This is a genomic window from Cobetia sp. BMC6, from assembly GCF_029991385.1.
GTDB lineage: Bacteria > Pseudomonadota > Gammaproteobacteria > Pseudomonadales > Halomonadaceae > Cobetia.
In genome coordinates, this window is sequence record NZ_JAKUMF010000002.1 from 511,851 (window position 1) to 530,090 (window position 18,240).

General features: G+C 62.9%; 14 protein-coding genes and 1 tRNA gene. 11 read left to right on the forward strand and 4 right to left on the reverse strand.

What is annotated here, in order from left to right; genetic code table 11:
• Positions 1-221: 221 nt before the first annotated feature.
• Positions 222-2,573 (forward strand): EAL domain-containing protein, encoded by a 2,352-nt coding sequence (locus MKZ40_RS06415; protein WP_175088087.1) that lies wholly within the window; start codon positions 222-224, stop codon positions 2,571-2,573.
• A 190-nt stretch (positions 2,574-2,763) separates the two neighbouring features.
• Positions 2,764-2,840, forward strand: a tRNA-Arg gene (locus tag MKZ40_RS06420).
• A gap of 324 nt (positions 2,841-3,164) precedes the next feature.
• Here the strand turns inward: MKZ40_RS06420 and MKZ40_RS06425 are convergent.
• Positions 3,165-4,334, reverse strand: a complete 1,170-nt coding sequence (locus MKZ40_RS06425; RefSeq protein WP_175088086.1) for a glycosyltransferase — start codon at positions 4,332-4,334, stop codon at positions 3,165-3,167.
• Between the two features lie 312 nt (positions 4,335-4,646).
• Between MKZ40_RS06425 and MKZ40_RS06430 the strand changes: the two genes are divergently transcribed.
• Both MKZ40_RS06430 and MKZ40_RS06435 read left to right on the forward strand, forming a co-directional pair.
• Entirely contained in the window at positions 4,647-5,588 is a 942-nt protein-coding gene (locus tag MKZ40_RS06430; protein ID WP_175088085.1) for a methyltransferase domain-containing protein, read from the forward strand.
• Between the two features lie 81 nt (positions 5,589-5,669).
• Positions 5,670-6,725 carry a methyltransferase gene (locus MKZ40_RS06435; protein ID WP_175088084.1) on the forward strand — a complete coding sequence of 352 codons (1,056 nt, stop codon included), beginning with the start codon at positions 5,670-5,672 and terminating at the stop codon, positions 6,723-6,725.
• A 75-nt stretch (positions 6,726-6,800) separates the two neighbouring features.
• Here MKZ40_RS06435 and MKZ40_RS06440 read toward each other — a convergent pair whose 3' ends face one another.
• Positions 6,801-7,340, reverse strand: a complete 540-nt coding sequence (locus MKZ40_RS06440) for a GreA/GreB family elongation factor (RefSeq protein ID WP_175088083.1) — start codon at positions 7,338-7,340, stop codon at positions 6,801-6,803.
• 196 nt (positions 7,341-7,536) lie between these two features.
• Between MKZ40_RS06440 and MKZ40_RS06445 the strand changes: the two genes are divergently transcribed.
• The 6 genes from MKZ40_RS06445 (at position 7,537) to cysN (ending at position 13,703) form a co-directional block, all read left to right on the forward strand.
• Positions 7,537-8,220: a hypothetical protein gene (locus MKZ40_RS06445; RefSeq protein WP_175088082.1), complete on the forward strand. Its 684-nt coding sequence runs from the start codon at positions 7,537-7,539 to the stop codon at positions 8,218-8,220.
• Positions 8,221-8,564: 344 nt separating this feature from the next.
• Entirely contained in the window at positions 8,565-9,203 is a 639-nt protein-coding gene (locus tag MKZ40_RS06450; RefSeq protein ID WP_043337028.1) for an NUDIX domain-containing protein, read from the forward strand.
• Positions 9,204-9,535: 332 nt separating this feature from the next.
• Positions 9,536-9,982 carry a DUF1249 domain-containing protein gene (locus tag MKZ40_RS06455; protein WP_043337025.1) on the forward strand — a complete coding sequence of 149 codons (447 nt, stop codon included), beginning with the start codon at positions 9,536-9,538 and terminating at the stop codon, positions 9,980-9,982.
• Positions 9,983-10,102: 120 nt separating this feature from the next.
• Complete coding sequence (locus MKZ40_RS06460) at positions 10,103-10,849, forward strand: metallophosphoesterase (protein ID WP_175088081.1); 747 nt, start codon at positions 10,103-10,105, stop codon at positions 10,847-10,849.
• A 333-nt stretch (positions 10,850-11,182) separates the two neighbouring features.
• Positions 11,183-12,094 carry a sulfate adenylyltransferase subunit CysD gene (gene cysD, locus MKZ40_RS06465; RefSeq protein WP_054557074.1) on the forward strand — a complete coding sequence of 304 codons (912 nt, stop codon included), beginning with the start codon at positions 11,183-11,185 and terminating at the stop codon, positions 12,092-12,094.
• Between the two features lie 157 nt (positions 12,095-12,251).
• Positions 12,252-13,703, forward strand: coding sequence for a sulfate adenylyltransferase subunit CysN (gene cysN, locus MKZ40_RS06470; RefSeq protein ID WP_175089729.1), 1,452 nt, complete (start codon positions 12,252-12,254; stop codon positions 13,701-13,703).
• A 165-nt stretch (positions 13,704-13,868) separates the two neighbouring features.
• Here cysN and MKZ40_RS06475 read toward each other — a convergent pair whose 3' ends face one another.
• Positions 13,869-15,086 carry a globin domain-containing protein gene (locus MKZ40_RS06475; RefSeq protein ID WP_175089730.1) on the reverse strand — a complete coding sequence of 406 codons (1,218 nt, stop codon included), beginning with the start codon at positions 15,084-15,086 and terminating at the stop codon, positions 13,869-13,871.
• A gap of 193 nt (positions 15,087-15,279) precedes the next feature.
• Here MKZ40_RS06475 and norR point away from each other — a divergent pair, with 193 nt between their 5' ends.
• Positions 15,280-17,061, forward strand: a complete 1,782-nt coding sequence (norR, locus tag MKZ40_RS06480) for a nitric oxide reductase transcriptional regulator NorR (protein WP_175089731.1) — start codon at positions 15,280-15,282, stop codon at positions 17,059-17,061.
• A gap of 123 nt (positions 17,062-17,184) precedes the next feature.
• Here norR and cmoB read toward each other — a convergent pair whose 3' ends face one another.
• Complete coding sequence (gene cmoB / locus MKZ40_RS06485; protein ID WP_175089732.1) at positions 17,185-18,213, reverse strand: tRNA 5-methoxyuridine(34)/uridine 5-oxyacetic acid(34) synthase CmoB; 1,029 nt, start codon at positions 18,211-18,213, stop codon at positions 17,185-17,187.
• Positions 18,214-18,240: the final 27 nt, after the last annotated feature.

Genomic DNA, 18,240 nt, shown 5'->3' on the forward strand with positions numbered 1-18,240 from the left:
AGGCCTGTGTGGCGCTCGAGAGCCGGATGATGGTCAACGCCAGTGCCGATTGAATGACGCTGGACTCATATTCAACGCATCGCAGTGGGTTACTATCACTGCTACATAGGCCGCATACTGGTGCCGAGGATCAGGCACGCTGGTGCTGGTAATTCGCCGAGTCCCAAGGCTCGGCATGTCATCCAGCCAGGATCGCAGAGGAGTCTGCTGAGGATACGCCAGTGAGTGACACCACATCGTTTGGCACCATGCCGAGCACTTCACGGCCCGCCAATGGCCAGGAAGCCGAAGGCTTGCTGAACCAGCTGCTGGATCACACCAGCAACGGCGTCTGTTGCTACGACCTCGAAGGGCGCATTCGCTGGGTCAATCCCGCCTTTGAGCAGCTTCTCGGCTATCGAGAGCAGCAGGTGGTCGGCAAGGTGCCCAGTGAATTCCTGATGGGGCCGGCATCCGATCTGCTGGTCATCACCCGATTGCGTGAACAGCGCCGCCGCGGCGAACCCAGCGATGAGGAGCTGGTGCATTACGACAGCAATGGCCAACCACTGCGATTGCGGCTGCGCTGCATTCCGCTCAAGGATTCCGGGGGGCGGGTGGATGGGTATCTGGGGTTGCAGACGGACATTACCCAGATGCACCGAGCCTTGATGTTGAGTCACTCCCAGCTTGAGCTGCTGGAAGCTGTGGCGGCAGGCCAGTCTCTGGACAAGACATTGCGAGACCTGTGCCTGACCATCGAAGGTGCCGCGGTTCAGGTGCGCTCCTCGTTGCTGCTGCTGGATGATGTGGGCCTCACCATCGTGGCAGGGCAGGGGCCCAGTCTGCCCGCAAGCTTCATGCTGTTCACTTGTGGCTTGATGATCGGGGAAGGCGTGGGCACCTGTGGGACGGCGATGTGGCGGCGCAAGCCGGTCATGACGCCTTCCATCGCGCAGGAACCTGCCTGGGAGGGCTTCCGTGAGCATCCGCATGCATTGGGGTTGGATGCCTGCCTGTCGATGCCGATTCTCGATGGCGACGATAACCCCCTGGGCAGCTTTGCCTTCTATGCCGAGACAGGCGAGGTCTTCGATGCGACTCACCATGGCTTGCTCGAAGTCGCGGTCAAGGTGGCCAGACTGGCGATCGAACGCTATCGACGTGACCAGCAACTGACGCATCAGGCCATGCACGACTCGTTGACCGGTTTGCCCAACCGGCGTCTCGTGCGTCGTCATCTCTGTGAGCTGGCGGAGCAGGCCCAACCCGGCGAGATGGGCGCGCTGATGTTCCTGGATCTCGATCACTTCAAGCGTCTCAACGATATCCTCGGACACGATGCCGGTGACCTGGCGCTCAAGCAGGTCGCCTCGCGTCTGGCTGAGATGCTGGGCCCGCAGGACTTCCTCGCGCGCCACGGGGGAGACGAGTTCATCGTGCTGCTGGCACCGAGAGCCGGTGGGCCGCGCGAAGCGGCTAGCCGAGCGCGCCAGGTGGCGGAGCAGATGCTGGAGCGACTGCAGGGGCCGCTGGAGCTTGAAGGACGAACGCATCAATTGACCGGCTCGTTGGGCATCACGCTCTATCCGCGTCACGAGGAAGGCTATGGCGCCTGCTCTCAGCAAGTGCTGCCGGCCGGCAAGGCGGAGCACGACGAGATCGACAGAGAAGAGGGCGATGCCTGGAGCCACCTCCTGCATCAAGCGGATATCGCGCTCTATGAAAGCAAGGGGGCCGGGCGTGCACGGCTGTGTTTCTTCGCACCAGAGATGCGCCAGCGCATCATCGATGCCGCCCAGATGGAGCACGCGCTGCGTGAAGCCGTGTCTTGCCAGCGGCTGAGCGTCCACCTCCAGCCGCAATTTTCCCTGCCCGAAAGTGGTGAGCCGCAATTGTGTGGCGCCGAGGCATTGCTGCGTTGGCATGATCCGCAGCTGGGGATGGTCTCGCCAGCGACCTTCATCCCCATCGCGGAGGAGTCCGGGCTGATTCTCGAGCTGGGGCATTGGGTGCTGGAGCAGGTCTGTCGCGAGCTTGCCGCCATGACCGCCCGAGGGCATGCACTACCGATGGCGGTCAACGTCAGTCAGGTACAGTTCCGTAGCAGCGAGTTCGTGCCGCAGGTCACCAGGCTGCTGGCGCAACATGACTTCGCGCCTGAGCTCTTGCGTATGGAAATCACCGAGAGCCTGGCGACGGATGATGAAGCGGCAATGCTCGAGAAGATTGACCAGCTGGCAGCCTTGGGTCTGAGCTTCTCGATTGATGATTTCGGCATTGGCTACTCGAATCTGTCGCGTTTGCGTCGTATGCCACTCAAGGAGCTGAAGATAGATCGCAGCTTCATCAATGACCTGTGTCTAGAGGAATCGCCAGACACGCATGCCACGGGCAACGAGATCGTGCGTGCCATGCTGATGATGGCGCGCGCCCTGTCACTCGATGTCGTGGCGGAAGGCGTGGAAGAGGTGGAGCAACTCGAAGTCTTCCGGCGCATGGGTTGCTCGCGAGTTCAGGGCTACCTGCTGGGGCGCCCGCGCCCGATGGCAGAGATGATTGGCGACGCGGAGGCCCGGCTGTCGGAAGGATAGGGGAGGCAGGTTCATGAGGTTGTCTCAGCCTGTCAGGGGGCATGGCACCGAAATCAGACGTGGAGTATGCACTCAGGTTATCGATCCTGCGCCTCAATCATGTAGCTGATGACAGGGGGCGTGATGCAGGCGTCGCAGCAATTGTCGGGTTTATCTCGCCACTTCAATGGCTTATACTTCCGCTCGCTACGCCTCCTTAGCTCAGCTGGATAGAGCGGCCCCCTCCTAAGGGGCAGGTCGCAGGTTCGACTCCTGCAGGGGGCGCCAGCATCCCCACCTTCTGGACGACGTCGTCTGTCCTGCCTTCTGCGTCATCGCCTCATCGTCTTCTCTGTACCGTGCGTTGCGTGCTCGGCCCTTGCCGTGAGCAGCATCCGGCCCGGCTTCAGGCTCGCCTCAAGAGCTGCCGCACTTGGTCTTCCTGTCCGATTACCCGATTCACAATGTCCTGGTTCTCGGTCTGGACCTCGTACCGTCGTGTCTGTCGATCGCTTTGTCACTCAACCGATTCGACTTGTCACTCAATCGTCGCGGGAAGGCGCAAGAACAAGCCCTGCAGGAAAGTCTCTCGATAAATGCAGGGCGTTGGTGTCAGCGGGAGTCTGATGTCAAGGCATCAGTGGGCAGGGACAGAAACTCCTGCATGATGCGGGTATCGCGGAAGCGTTCGATCAGCTCCGGATCCGAGTCGAGTGCCGGCGGGTTGGCGAGACCTTCACGAATCTTGGCTGCCAGCGCCTCGATGGAGTCTTCGGAGATCAGACGCGCCTGATCATGGATCAAGACATTGCGAATGCCGCCGGGGACATCCGGTGCCACGCATGGCGTGCCACAGCACATGCTCTCCACCAGCACGATGCCGAAGGCCTCACTGCGTGAACTGAGCACGAACAGGCGGGCGTGCTTCATCCATGGGTAGGGGTTCAGGCGGCTACCGATCAGGTGGACCCTGTCGCCGACACCCAGCTCGCGGATCAGTGCTTCGGTGGCTTCCCGCTTGGGGCCATCACCCACGATGACGAGGTCTTCCTCGATACCTGACGCGAGGTATGCCTTGATCAGCACATCCTGGCGCTTGACATCCGAGAGGCGACACACCTGCACCACGTAGGGACGGGGGGGGAGCTCCACCTCTTCCTCTGCCATGGCGGCGATGGCATCCAGATCACAGACATTGCCGATGGTCGCGAGTCTCGCCGCCTTGATCCCGTGATGGTCCAGCAGGTTTTCCAGTTGCTGACGCACATTGTCGGTATTGCACACGACCTGTTTACCGCTATACAGGCGGCTCAGCAGGAAGCGTTGTCGCCAGCCCTCTTTCAGGTCGCCGGGCCATGACACCGCCACCTGCCACAGGCGAGGGTCCCGCCACGACCAGAAGGTCTCGAAGGCGCCCTGGCCGCGCGTGATGACCCGGTCGATCGGCCCGTGCTCCTTCTCCAGACGCGCGACGAAACGGCGCAGATAGTGACCGCCATAATAGCCTCGCCAGACGTAGCCTGAGCCCTTGATCCAGGGGGTCAGCAGCAGGCGGGTGAACAGGTCGTAGAACAGGCCGATGCCCGTCTTGCGAAATGCCTTGTCAAAGTCGACCTGATGAAGATGCACGCCGGCATCCGGGACGAGCTCCAGTTCACCCTTCAGTACCAGTACATGAACCTCATGGCCTTCGCGGTGCAAGACATTGGCGAGATTGACGGTATTGCGTTGGATGCCGCCGATGTTGAGCTTGCGGACGATTAGCAGAACGCGTTGTTTCATGGCTGAGGTCTATGTCGGAAGTGGAGTCGATGTGCACAAGTCAGTCACGTTGAAGCCTTAGCTGCTCAAGTCGATCAAGTGTCGGTCTTTCTCTGCCCCATGACCGCTTTCCTCGCCATGTGCCGTTCCTTGGCCCCTCGATGCAGGCGCCATTCTACGCCGATCCCTTTGGCGGAGGAAATGCGTGGCAGCAGGCCATCAGCGGCATCACATCGCGGTTCATCCGCGCCGAGAAGTGCCTTTGGCGAGTGAGTGAGGCATTATCTGCACCATCGCAACGTCAGTTCTTTCTCCTTCGCCAAGATATTCTTCATGCCTGAGCCGAAAACCTCGTCCCGCGCTGGCGCTTCCCGCGTTCGCCGTGCCACCGCTGATCGTCATTTCGACGGTCTGGCCGACAAGTTCGAACGTGGTTTCTACACCACGGAGCGCGGCCGTGTTCGTCTTGCGCTGACCCAGCGCCTGATGGATGAGCGTTTCTCGCACCTGCCGCCTTCCCCGGTATTGGAAATCGGTGCGGGGCTCGGGCAGACAGCCCACTGGTGGCTCACGCGTGGGCACCATCTCACGTTGATCGAACCCTCAGGCGAGATGCGTGAGCGCGCGAAACGCTTCCTGAGCACTGCCGCGCCGCAAGGCCAGGGGCTGTCCGCTGGTTCGACGGCTGATCCCTCCCGGGCGGCTCAGGCAATGTCAGATCCGCAAATGCCAGGTCAAGCCGACGCGCTGTCGAGTGATGAGCCGTTCGCTGGGCGATTGGTCTGGGAGGGATGTGATCTGCAGGGCTTCGCCGCCGTGACTGACCAGCAGTGGCCGGTGGTAGTGTGCCACGCCGTGCTGGAGTGGCTGGTCGATCCGCGAGAAGGGTTTGCATTGCTCGCGGAGTTGCTGGCGCCCGGCGGTGTCATGTCACTGAGTGTCTTCAATCGCGATGCGCTGGCGTTTTCCAATGTCAGCAAGGGCAATTTCGACAAGGTGCTGGAAGGGCGCCTGGCGGGCTGGGGTACCGGCAAGCGCTTGACACCCATCTCACCGCTTCGCGATGGCGAGATACGTCAGTGGGCCGCAGAGGCGGGGCTTGAGGTGCGCGAGCTGACCGGGCTGCGCGTCTTCCACGACTATCTGCGTTCACGCGACCCGCTGAGCGAGGCTGACATGCAGAAATTGCTGGCGCTCGAATGCCAGCATTGGCGCACGCCACCTTTCGTCTATCTGGGCCGCTATCTGCACTATGAGCTGGTGCGTCCAGCCTGAGGCGGCGCCTGCACAACCGTATTGTTTCGATATCCGGCGCTCTCGCCGTTGTCCGTATCTTCTTACCCTGTTGGAGTCTTCATGTCTGCTCAAACCCCCGCCTGTCAGCTGCTCGAGCGTCAGGACAGTGATTTCCGTGATTGGCTGTGGGTCGCTGCGCCGCGTGATGACTGGTGGCTGTCATCGGATCGTCAGCGGCGTGTCTGGGGGCATGATACCGGCATCGTGAATGCCGCGCGGGAAGCAGGGCACCGGGTCAGCCATGCGGTGTCCTTCGCTGATGCGCGAGCTGACGACACCATCGCGCAAGCTGCGGGCGCCATCATGTTCTGGCCCAAGGCGCACGCGCTGGGCGAGTGGTGGCTGGTGGCGCTGTGTCATGTGTTGCCGGCTGGCACGCCGATCAAGGTGGTGGGCGAGGTCAACGGTGGCATCAAGCGCGCTGAGCGCATCCTCAAGGCGCTGGGAATGACGGCGCGCAAGGAGGATACCGCGCGCCGTTGCCAGCTGTGGTCATCCGCTACGCGTGAGTTGACGGCCGAACAGGCCGCCAGCAGTGGATCGCCACTGGCAGTGGCTGGACAATGGACAGAAGGCTGGGGCGAATTCGAGGCGCTGGAGATGCGACTGACCAGTCATCCGGGACTCTATGGCAATGCCAAGCTGGACCCGGGGACCGCACTGCTGCTGGAGAACCTGCCGACCCGTGGCTACAAGCGTGCGCTGGATATCGGGGCGGGAGATGGCATCATCAGCTGCTGGCTGGCGCGTCACGGTGCGCGCGTGATGGCAGGCGACGTCAGTGCCTTCGCGGTGGAGGCGACCCGTCGCAGCCTGGCGCTCAACGGGCTTGAGGCGGACGTACGCCTCAGCGATGTCTTCGCGGCGTTCGAGGGGGAGCGGTTCGAGACCATCGTGGCCAATCCGCCGTTCCATCATGAGCGCGATATCGATTACGGACCGGCGGCGCGCCTGATCAGTCAGGCACCGGATCATCTGATGCCCGGCGGCACCCTGACGCTGGTCGCCAACGCCTTCCTGCCGTATCCCGATCTGCTGCAGGCGGCCTTCGGCGAGTTTGAAGTGCTCGCGGAAACGCGCCAGTTCAAGGTCTATCGTGCGCGCAAGGCGCGCTGATTCCCTGCGACCTGAGCCTCTGCGGCCTGATTCCCTGAGGACTGATTCCCTGAGGACTGATACCCAGCTCGCCGCTTACGCCTCCGGCGACTGATAGCGGATGGCCGTGATGATGTAGGTCGTCTCGCCCCCCGGTGCGGCCACGCTCACCTCGTCATCCAGCCCCTTGCCCAGCAATGCCTGAGCGAGGGGCGCATCGACGCTGATCCAGCGGCGCGGATTGTCGGTCTCGTCAGGGCCGACGATGCGGATCTCCATCTCCTCTCCCTGCTCGTCCTCCAGCGTCACGAAGGCCGCGAAATAGACGCGCTCCAGATCCGCGGGCAGGCGATCGACGACCGTCAGTTCATCCAGGCGTTTCTCCAGATAGGCGATCCTGGCGATGGTCTGATTGAGCGCCTTCTTGTTGTAGGTGTAATCCGCATTCTCGCTGCGATCCCCCATGGCGGCGGCCTCGCCCGTCTTGCGTGAAAGCTCAGGGCGCCTCACGCGCCTCAAGTGGTCCGCCAGCCCCTTCATCTTCGCGTGGCCCTGCGGGGTAATCACGTTGCTCTTCTTTTCCTGGCGCGGGTCCGTCTTGGGGTCGCGCCAGCGTGTCATGTTACGACCTTGCATGGTCTGCTCCGCTGGTTCTGTGGGTAAGGCTCAAGGCGTCGTGTGCGATGTTCGCTAGCGTTGAGACCTGCGACCAAGGGTGATTGGCGGCCGATTCAAACGTTCGTTACAGTCAATGTGTGCTCGCCGGAGCACTTGCGCGTCACCCATGCTGAATCTGCCAACAATAACGAAAATCAGGGAGCTGTCCATGCCCATGCTGCCATCTTCACACCCGTCTTGCCGTGTCATGTCCCGTTGCTGTCGCGTACTGCTCTCCGGGGGCATGGCGCTGGGCATCACGCTGGCCGGCATGACCGGAGTCCATGCTGCCCCGGGCGATGATGACGTCTTCCCGCTCTCCAAGCGCTGGGCGCAGATCAACTATCAGGTCTCCGGTGATGCTCAGGAAAAGGGCATGGAAGCCCTGGGCAAGGAGGTGCGCGCGCTGGCGGATCAATATCCAGACAACGCCCATGTACTGACCTGGGAAGGCATCATCCTGGCCTCATGGGCCAAGGCGCGCGGTGGCCTGGGAGCACTGGATCTGGCCAAGGAAGCCAAGGCCGCGCTCGAGAAGGCGATCACGCTCGACCCCGAGGGCGACAATGCCTCAGCCTATGTGACGCTTGGCGCACTCTATGACAAGGCGCCCGGCTGGCCGGTGGGCTTCGGGGATGATGAGAAGGCGGGAGAAGTGCTGCGCAAGGGCCTTGAGGTCAACCCGACAGGCATGGATACCAATTATTATTACGCCGATTATCTGGCTTCCGAAGGCCGTGATGAGGAAGCGCTCAAGCATGCGCGTCTCGCTCAGGACGGGCCGCCACGACCCAATCGTGAGCTGGCCGATCAGGAATTGCAGAAAGAGATCGCCGCGCTGATCAAGCGCCTGCAGTGAGCCTCTGGCATCCGTATCGCTTGCATGGCTGTTGGAAGTGGAGACTGTCTGGAGAGACATCAGTGAGCCCTGCCAGTGAACGGCAGCGCTGGTGTCAGGCGCTGTTCTGACAGCCTCGAAGGAATTCCCGATTCCCTGAATTACTGAGTCCTTGAGCCCCACGGTCCGAGCGGAGATCCCGCTCGGGCCGTGTCGTTTACCGCTCTGTGGATGAGAAGTCGCCCAGATGCCTTCAAATGGCGCTGATGACTGACTCAGTACGACGCGCCAAGCAAGTCTGCAGGTGACGGGCTGGCCAGTCTCGCGGCAGGACAGGATAATGCCTGCTCAGCCAAGGAGGATGCATGAGCGAGCAACAAGAGCACGTCGCAGGGCAACAGGCCTTCGCACATGATGATGTCGAACTGGTCGAGGCCAGGGTGTTGCAGGACGGCTTCTTCCGCCTCGAGCAGCGCGAATTCCGCCACCAGCGTTTCAACGGTGGCTGGAGCGATGTGATCCATCGCGAGGTGCATGTCCGTCACGATGCAGTAGGCGTATTGCCCTACGACCCGGTCAACGACCGCGTGGTCTTCGTCGAGCAGATTCGTGCCGGCATGCTGGAAGACGCACGCACGCCCTGGAGTCTGGAGCCGATCGCAGGGCTGGTGGACAAGGACGAACAGGCCCATGAGGTCGCGCGGCGCGAGGCGATCGAGGAGGCCGGATGTGAGCTGACGGACCTGATCGAACTGTACCGCTACTACCCGAGCCCCGGCGCCTGCACCGAGGAGGTCACGCTGTTCATCGGTCTGTGTGACAGCAGTGGGCTGGGCGGCGTGCATGGTCTGGCCGAGGAGAATGAAGACATCCGCGTGCATGTGCTCGATTTCCAGGCGGCCCTCACGCTGCTGGAACAAGGGCGGTTGGGCAATGCGATGGCCATCATGGCCATGCAATGGCTGCTGCGTGAACGTGCTTCGTTGCGCGTCATGCATGCCTGAGGCAGTGAAGGCGAAGCTTGGCAATCCCTCGTGTCTCACGCAGGCTTCCTCAACCTGTGCGTCAGAGCTGCTATTCTAGAGGCTTGCTGAAAACCGGCAGCCAGCAACAGATCACTGTCTGCGTCAGTGTCCGTATCAGTCTCGGTTTTCGTCTCAGCTTCAGTCCCGAGAACTGGAGTCGATAGCCGAGAGCTGATGGCTGAACGTCGACAGCCTGAGCGCTGGCGCAGCGCTTGATTTATCGCGCGGTGCCCGCATCTTGCCACGCACGATGGCGGGCGTGCTTTGACAGACAACATGCCAATGTTCTGAGATTCGCAAGGAGATCGCCCATGCAGGTCAAGAAAGCCTATGTGGCTGACCTAAAAGCACTCCATGCCGAGTGCGGGTCCAATTATCTGCGCCTCACGCGCATCCTCGGCAAGGCCGAGGCCGGTGACAGCTTCGCCTTCCCGCTGGCGGGCAACCAGGGCCACTTCGGCACGCTGCTGCTCGAGGTGGTCGAATGCGCGCCCTATACCACCATGGTCACGGTCGCCCAGACCGGCGTGCTGGACCACATCATCGATTCGCCGCGCATGAGCGTGCACCTTTACCACGACGTGCGCATGGCGGAGGTCACCGACTTTCAGCGCCAGCGTCACTTCTCAGGGCGCAATCGTTACCCGAATCCGCGCATGCACCAGCCGGACGAAAAGCTGCAGCTCAATCGCTTTCTCGGCGAATGGCTGACCCATGCCCGCGCCTTCGGGCAGGCGGACGTGCCGGAATTGCCGTGACGCTCAACGCTGGCATGGCGCACAGGCGCTGACACCCGATGGATTAACCGTCTTGATTGACAGAACCGCGATGGCCCGGCCGTCGCGGTTCTGTTCATTTCCCTGCTGCTCGAGAGACCGATGCGACTGATTCAGATAAGTGATTGCCATCTGCGCGCCGACCCTGACGCGCGTTCACGGCTGGGCTTCCCCTGGCGTCAGCTGGAGGCGGTGATGGCGCATGCCTCGCGCCTGCGGCCCGATATCCTGCTGGTGACCGGTGATGTCAGCCAGGACGAGAGCCCTGCCTCCTATCGCATGGCGGCAGAGCTGTTCGATGGCCTGGGCTGTCCCTGGTTCTGGTTCGCGGGCAACCACGATCACCCTGAATTCATGCAGGAGCTGCGTCCCTTCCATCACGAGCTGGATCTGGGCGACTGGCGACTGCTGTGTCTGGATTCGCGCGTCACCGGGCAGGCCGGGGGTGAGCTTGGCGAGGAGCAGTTGAGCGAGCTTGCGCAGTCACTGGCGCTTTCCGTCGAGCTGGACCCGCGCCCGATCCTGCTGGCCATGCATCATCATCCACTGCCGATCGGCTCGGACTGGATGGATGTGCTGGGTCTTGCCGACCGCGATGCACTGTGGGAAACGTTGCGCCCATACCCGCAGGTGCGGGCCGTGCTGTGTGGGCATATCCATCAGGCCTTCACGCAACTCAAGACGTGTGGGCAGGGAAGTGTGGCCGTCTATGGCGTTCCCTCCACCTCCGATCAGTTCGCTCCGCTGAGCCATGATTTCGCCGTGGATGAGGCGGCGCGTCCCGGTTTGCGCGTGGTGGATCTCGATGGCGAGCATCTCGAGACCTGGGTGGAGCGGGTCACGCTCTAGCCAGGCTCGCAAGAAGGGGCGGGCAAGCTTGCCCCAGGCGCTGGTGCTGCCACAGCATCAGCATGAATGTTCTGGACGTCAGCGTGAATGCCCTCGGCGTTGATGAGTCTGGTGCAAGGCCCATGGGTATCAGGTATGCCTTTTTGGTCTTAAAAGATAGTTTCTGATTCTTTGACGTTATCAAGGCGGCGCGGGTACCGTAATGGTATCCAGCATGCTCCGTGGGACGAGAGAGTGAGGCTCTCCTGGCTCGTCATGACCTTCGGGCATGCCCTGTCTGTCACGGGCCGCCTTTCGGGGCGACTCCCAGCGCTCATGAGGTTGCCGCACGCGATGCTTACCCCCGAACGTCAGACCCACCTCAAGCAGCTTGAGGCCGAATCCATCCACATCATCCGTGAAGTGGCAGCGGAATTTGCCAATCCGGTCATGCTGTATTCCATCGGCAAGGATTCCGCCGTCATGCTGCACCTGGCGCGCAAGGCTTTCGCGCCGGGTGTCCCGCCGTTCCCGCTGATGCACGTCAACACCACCTGGAAATTCCAGGAAATGATCAAGTTCCGCGACGAGATGGCCGCGGAAGTCGGCATGGAGTTGATCGAGCACATCAACCAGGAAGGCGTCGAGGCGGGCATCAACCCGTTCGATCACGGTAGCGCCAAGTACACCGACATCATGAAGACCGCCGGTCTCAAGCAGGCACTCGACAAGCACGGCTTCGATGCTGCCTTCGGTGGTGCACGTCGTGACGAGGAAGCCTCGCGGGCCAAGGAGCGTGTCTACTCCTTCCGTGATCAGTACCACCGCTGGGACCCCAAGAATCAGCGTCCGGAGCTGTGGAACATCTACAACTCGAAGATCAACAAGGGCGAGTCCATCCGCGTCTTCCCGCTCTCCAACTGGACCGAGCTGGACATCTGGCAGTACATCTATCTCGAATCCATCAAGATCGTGCCGCTGTACTACTCCGCCGTGCGTCCGGTAGTGAAGCGTGATGGCCTCGACATCATGGTCGACGACGACCGTCTGCCGCTCAAGGAAGGCGAAGTGCCGGAAATGAAGTCCGTGCGTTTCCGTACCCTGGGCTGCTACCCGCTGACCGGCGCCGTGGAATCCACCGCCGCGACCCTGCCGGAAATCATCCAGGAAATGCTGCTGACGCGTACCAGTGAGCGCTCCGGGCGTGCCATCGATCACGACCAGGCAGGCTCCATGGAGAAGAAGAAGCGCGAAGGGTATTTCTAAGGTCGCCCCAGCATTTTGCCTGCAAGCGCCGTCACATGGTGCTTGATGACCCGAACGAACAATTCGCCTGATGAGTCGGCTCGCAGCCTCACGAGACATTGGTTCGCGATACTGGCTCGCCACTCATCAGGCTCATGACAGCGGCAAGGAGAAGAGTGTGTCCCACGCGTCAGACAAGATTTCCGCGGATATCGAAGCCTACCTGCAAGAACACGAGCGCAAGGACCTGTTGCGCTTCATCACCTGCGGTAGCGTTGATGACGGCAAGTCGACCCTGATCGGTCGTCTGCTGTTCGATTCCAAGCTGATCTATGAAGATCAGCTGGCCTCCATCACCCAGGCCTCCAAGACCAGCGGCACCACCGGTGACGAGGTCGATCTGGCCCTGTTGGTCGATGGCCTGCAGTCCGAGCGTGAGCAGGGCATCACCATCGATGTCGCCTATCGCTTCTTCTCGACCGACAAGCGCAAGTTCATCATCGCCGACACGCCGGGGCACGAGCAGTACACCCGCAACATGGCCACCGGCGCCTCGTCCGCGAGCCTGGCTATCATCCTGATCGACGCGCGCTACGGCGTGCAGACCCAGACCCGTCGTCACAGCTTCATCGCCGACCTGCTGGGCATCCAGCACCTGGTGATCGCGGTCAACAAGATGGATCTGGTCGATTATTCCGAGACGCGCTTCAATGAGATCGTCGCCGAGTATCAGGAATTCGCCAACAAGCTGAACGCGCCGGACATCCGTTTCGTGCCGATGTCCGCCCTCAAGGGCGACAACGTCGTCAACCGCAGTCCAGCACTGGGCTGGTACACCGTGGATGGCGAAGCGGGTCCGTCACTGCTTGAGGTGCTGGAAACCGTCGAACTGACCCACGACCAGAATCTCAGCGATCTTCGCTTCCCGGTGCAGTACGTCAATCGTCCCAACCTCGATTTCCGCGGTTACTGCGGCACCCTGGCGGCCGGTGTCGTGCGCCCGGGTGACAGCGTCAAGGTGCTGCCGTCCGGCAAGACCTCGACCATCGAGCGTATCGTCACCTTCGATGGTGATCTCGAGATCGCCTACCCGGGTCAGGCCATCACCCTGACGCTTGATGATGAGATCGACATCTCGCGTGGCGACTGGCTGGTGGCGGCGGATGCCGAACTGCCGCTCTCCAATGCACTGGAAGCGGATGTCGTCTGGATGCACGAGAAGCCGCTGCAGCCGGGCCGTCAGTACGATATCAAGCTGGCGACCCGTGATCTGACCGGTCAGGTCAGTGCCATCGACTACCTCTACGACGTCAACACGCTGGAGCATCACGAGGGCGACAGCCTGGCGCTGAACGCCATCGGTCGCGTCCAGCTCGAGCTGACCCAGGCGGTGCCGGTGGATGACTACCGTTCAAGCCCGGGCACCGGCAGCTTCATCGTGATCGATCGTCTGAGCAACGTGACCGTCGGCGCGGGCATGATTCGCGGCGTGGGCCGCTCAGGCACCCAGGCCACTACCCAGCAGACCGACTGGGCCGCGTTTGAAGCCGACCTCAACGCGCTAGTGCGCAAGCACTTCCCGCACTGGGAAGCGCGAGATGTGCGCGAGCTGCTTGGTCGCACCAACTGATTCCATCCTGTAGCGACAGCAGAATGGAAGTCAGCGAGATACCAACAACAACGCTGGACACGCAATAACAACACGGCCTGCTGGAATGAAGCCGGAGAACGCAAAAGCCCCCATGGCCGTAAGGCGATGGGGGCTTTTTGCATGGTGCGGCTCACACCTGGCGCATCAGGCGACAGCCGTGTCGATGGCGAGCGGGGCGGAGGGACCGAAGTGCTCGTGGTGACACTGGCTGAGCGGTACGCCGATACGGCTGAGGTGCTGGATCATGTTCTGCATGAAGCCATGCGGGCCGATCACGAAGGCCTGCAGCGACTCGGCGCTGGCACCGGTCGCGGCGATCTGCTGCGCCAGCCAGTCGCGCTCGATGATGCCTAGCTGCGCATGGGGCGGCAGCGTCTCGGCCTGTTCGTAGCAGACCTGATAATGCAGCTGCCTTGGATACTGCGCGACCAGTGCCTTGAGGGTGGCATCGAAGGCATGCACCTCGGGATTGCGTGCCGCATGCAGGTAGATCACCTGGCGGCCCGCCGCCAGCGCCGCCGTCAGCAGCGGCAGCATCGGCGTCTGGCCGACACCGGCCGACAGCAACAGCACCGGGGCATCGGCGCTCTGCGGGGCAGCATGTTCGAAGGTCAGCTCGCCGGCCGGCGGCAGCAGCTCGATCTCGTCACCTGCCTTCAGCGCATGCAGGTACTGGCTGGACTGGCCGTGGGCCTCGCGCTTGACCGAGATGCGGCAGAAGCGCTCGTCCGGCGCGTGGGACAGGCTGTAATGACGATGGATCACGCCCTGCGGTGTCGTCAGGCGCATGCCGATGTACTGGCCCGGCAGGAAGGAGAACATCGGGCCTTCCACCGGCGCCAGGTACAGCGAGCGAATCTCGCGGCTCTCGTCCTGTGTACGCACGATGCGAAAACGGCGCAGCCCCTGCCAGCCGCCGCGAGTGGCGGCGAAGCTGTCGTAGCGGCCCTGCTCGGCGGCGATCAGTACAGCGGCCAGTTCCCCGTAGAGGGCGCCCCAGGCATCGGCGATCTCCGGGGTGACGGCGTCCCCCAGCACCTCACCGATGGCGGCCATCAGGCATTCGCCGACGATAGGGTAGTGCTCCGGCAGGATATTGAGCGAGACATGCTTGCTGACCACGGGCGCCAGCAGGCGGTCCACTGCCTTACGCGAGTGGCGCGCGCCGACATAGGCGAGTACGGCGCCGGCCAGTGCACGGGCCTGGCCGCCGCTGGCCTGGTGGGTCTGGTTGAACAGCGGCTTCACCTCGGGATAACGCTCGAACATCAGCGGATAGAAGCGCGCCGTGATGGCATTGAGATGCTCGGCGACGACGGGAGCGGTGGCGGCGATCAGGTCTTCCTGGGCGTTGGTCAGCATGACGATACCTCTGATTGATGTCCCTCTCTCCATGGCAAGGGGCGTGCCAACTCTTGAGACCAGCCGTCATGCACTCTGTGGGTCCATGATGTCAAAATGACATGGTCATGTGACGTGTTCCAATGACATCAATCGTGTCATGATGACATCAATCTTCAGCCCTCTCGCTCCCGACACCCGCAAGGATGACCGCATGCCCGATGCCCACTTGACCCAGAACGATACGCCGGTCGCGGCCGTGAATGCCTGGCTCGCCGCCTGGTTGTCCCTAGAAGAGGGCGGCGAGCGGCGAGCGCTGCCATGGACGCGTCTGCTGGCCGCGATCATGCAGCAGCTGCCCGGTGAGGCGGCGACCCTGATGCGCTACCTGCCCGAGCGTGACGAGCTGTTGCCACTGGCCACCTACGGCCTGCCTGCCGAGGTGCGCGGGCGACGCTTCGCGCTGGCGGAGCACCCGCGGCTCAAGGCGATCGCCGAGCACACGGGGGTACATCGTTTCGCGCTGGACAGCGACTTGCCAGACCCCTTCGATGGTTTGCTGGGGGACGTGCATGGGCCGGATCTGCTGGTGCATGACTGTGCCGGTATCGCGCTGCGTGAGGGCGATACCCTGCTGGGGGTGATGACTTTCGACGCGCTGACGCCGGGGGTGCTGGCCCCGCTGGAATCGCTGTGCGCCTCTGCGAGCACGGACGACCTGGCACTTCCGCTTCAGGAGTTGCAAGCCTGGTTGTCACTCCCCGCACATTGTCTGTCGCTGTCCCTGCGACAGGAGTGGGCCGCGGGGGCCACGGTCGGCAGGTCAGGCCTTTCGGCTTCCATGGTCGTGTCACAGGCAGACATGGCGTCACAGAGTGCTGTGGCCTGCCCGCAGCGTGGCCCGGCGATGACCAGGCTCGAGGCGCAGCTGGAGGCGGTCGCCGATACCGAGATGACGGTGCTGGTGCAGGGCGAGACCGGCGTGGGCAAGGAGGGCGTGGTCCAGCGGCTGCACGACGCATCCCGGCGGGCTGCGCGGCCGCTGGTGCGCATCAACTGCGCCGCCTTGTCGCCGGACCTGGTCGAAAGTGCTCTGTTCGGTCATCGGCGTGGCGCCTTCTCGGGCGCGACCCATGATCACCGTGGCCACTTCGTGATGGCGGATGGCGGCACCCTGCTGCTGGATGAGATCGGCGAGCTGCCGCTGACGCTGCAGCCCAAGCTGCTGCGGGTGCTGCAGGAAGGCGAGCTGCAGCCGCTGGGCAGCGATCGCGTGGTCAAGGTCGATGTGCGCGTCATCGCGGCCACCAATCGCGATCTCGAGGCGGAGGTTGCCGCCGGGCATTTCCGTGAAGACCTCTATCACCGCCTGAGCGTCTATCCGCTCAGGGTGCCGCCGCTGCGTGAGCGCGGACGTGCGGACCTGCTGGCGTTGGCCGGCACCTTTCTGGAACACAACCGCACGCGCCTCGGACTGGCCAATCTGCGCCTGACGCCGGCGGCGGAGCGCCTGCTATGTGACTACCCCTGGCCCGGCAACGTGCGTGAGCTGGAGCACTGCCTGAGTCGCGCCGCCCTGCATGCCCGGCTCGCGCATGGTGCACTTCCGACTCGCCTGCGCGCCGATGGGCGCCAGCTGGTGGTAATCACACCGGAACTGCTGGGGCTGGAGGTCAACGCTGAGGTGTCACTCAGGCGGGCCACCAGTGTGGCGCAGGAGATTCAGGACGCGCAGGTGGGGAGGACGGATCAGGTGGAAACAATGGCTCTGATGGCAGGGGCGAGCCAGACAGGAGGAGCAAGCTCTGCACAGCGCGCCGCCTGGCAGGGCGGCGATGAGACGCTGGGGCTGCGCGATGCCACCGAAGCGTTCCAGCGCGAGCACATCTCGCGGGTCTGGCAGGCGAGTGATCGCAACTGGGCGGAGGCGGCGCGCAGGCTCAAGGTCGATCGCGGCAATCTGTACCGGCAGGCGCAGCGTCTGGGAATCGTCTGAGGCGCGAGGCAGTGTCTGATATGAGAAATACAAGAACGGCGATGCTCCCAGAGCATCGCCGTTCTTGTATTTCTGCCGCCGTCGGCCCTGGGGCGATGAGAAGTCCGAGTCTCGAGCGCCAGTTCAGGCGCGAGTGGCGATCAGCACCGCACGCCGTGGCGCCGGGTGGCCTTCGCGGGTCAGGCTCGGGTCAGCGGGATCGAGGAAGTCACTCAGCGAGTGGTAGGTCATCCAGTCGGTGGCACGCTGCTCGTCCAGGGTGGTCACGGCTTCATCGACGATGCGCACGTCCTTGAAGCCGGCGCGCTCGCACCAGTGGGCCAGCGCCTGCGAGGAGGGCAGGAAATAGACATTGGGCATCGCGGCGTAGCGCTCGCCGGGCATCAGTACCGTTGTCACGTCACCTTCCACCACCAGGGTTTCCAGCACCAGTTCGCCGCCGGGGCGTAGGGTATCGCGCAGCTGGAAGAGGTGGTCCATCGGCGAGGGGCGGTGATAGAGCACGCCCATTGAGAACACGGTATCGAAGGCGCCTATCTTCGTCGGCACATCCTCGATGCCCACCGGCAGGAAGTGCAGGTTGCGGCCCTGGGGGTGATCCGCGCCGATGAAGTGGCGCACGGCATGGAACTGGCAGTAGAAGCGCGGCGAAGGGTCGATCACCAGCGTGAAGGCCGCGCCTGCACCGACCATGCGCCAGCCGTGGTAGCCATTGCCGCCGCCGACATCCAGCACGCGGCGATGGGTGAGATCCGACAGGTGCGGCGCGAGACGCTGCCACTTCCAGTCGGAGCGCCATTCGGTGTCGATATGGATCTCGTCGAGCTGATAGGGGCCCTTGCGCCACGGTATCATCGCGCGCAACAGGTTTTCGCTCTGGCGCAGCTGGCCGGTGCTCAGGCCAGTCGGAAAGCGTGCACCGACCCGATCGGCATCCAGCTGTACATCGCGCGCGTCGGGCAGGGCGGGCAGCTTTTCCAGCGCGCCATGCCAGGCCTTCAGATCAGCATGGCGCTTGCGGTCCAGGCCAGTGGCCAGTTGCTCGGGCAGGGCGCCCAGCCAGCGGGCGAAGCCGTCGCCGACGGCGCCTGGCTCACAGGCAAGCGCGGTGAAGGCGCGGTAAAGGTCGCGGTCATACGGGGAAATGCTCATGCGCTGGGTCGAGTCCGTGCAGGCGTA

What these genes read in the sequence shown, in the direction of transcription:
- MKZ40_RS06445 (WP_175088082.1), top strand. Translation starts at nt 7,537, where the DNA reads ATGCTGCCATCTTCACACCCGTCTTGCCGTGTCATGTCCCGTTGCTGT.
- MKZ40_RS06430 (WP_175088085.1), top strand. Translation starts at nt 4,647, where the DNA reads ATGCCTGAGCCGAAAACCTCGTCCCGCGCTGGCGCTTCCCGCGTTCGC.
- MKZ40_RS06435 (WP_175088084.1), top strand. Translation starts at nt 5,670, where the DNA reads ATGTCTGCTCAAACCCCCGCCTGTCAGCTGCTCGAGCGTCAGGACAGT.
- MKZ40_RS06425 (WP_175088086.1), bottom strand. Translation starts at nt 4,334, where the DNA reads ATGAAACAACGCGTTCTGCTAATCGTCCGCAAGCTCAACATCGGCGGC.
- MKZ40_RS06455 (WP_043337025.1), top strand. Translation starts at nt 9,536, where the DNA reads ATGCAGGTCAAGAAAGCCTATGTGGCTGACCTAAAAGCACTCCATGCC.
- cysD (WP_054557074.1), top strand. Translation starts at nt 11,183, where the DNA reads ATGCTTACCCCCGAACGTCAGACCCACCTCAAGCAGCTTGAGGCCGAA.
- norR (WP_175089731.1), top strand. Translation starts at nt 15,280, where the DNA reads ATGCCCGATGCCCACTTGACCCAGAACGATACGCCGGTCGCGGCCGTG.
- MKZ40_RS06440 (WP_175088083.1), bottom strand. Translation starts at nt 7,340, where the DNA reads ATGCAAGGTCGTAACATGACACGCTGGCGCGACCCCAAGACGGACCCG.
- MKZ40_RS06475 (WP_175089730.1), bottom strand. Translation starts at nt 15,086, where the DNA reads ATGCTGACCAACGCCCAGGAAGACCTGATCGCCGCCACCGCTCCCGTC.
- MKZ40_RS06450 (WP_043337028.1), top strand. Translation starts at nt 8,565, where the DNA reads ATGAGCGAGCAACAAGAGCACGTCGCAGGGCAACAGGCCTTCGCACAT.
- cmoB (WP_175089732.1), bottom strand. Translation starts at nt 18,213, where the DNA reads ATGAGCATTTCCCCGTATGACCGCGACCTTTACCGCGCCTTCACCGCG.
- MKZ40_RS06460 (WP_175088081.1), top strand. Translation starts at nt 10,103, where the DNA reads ATGCGACTGATTCAGATAAGTGATTGCCATCTGCGCGCCGACCCTGAC.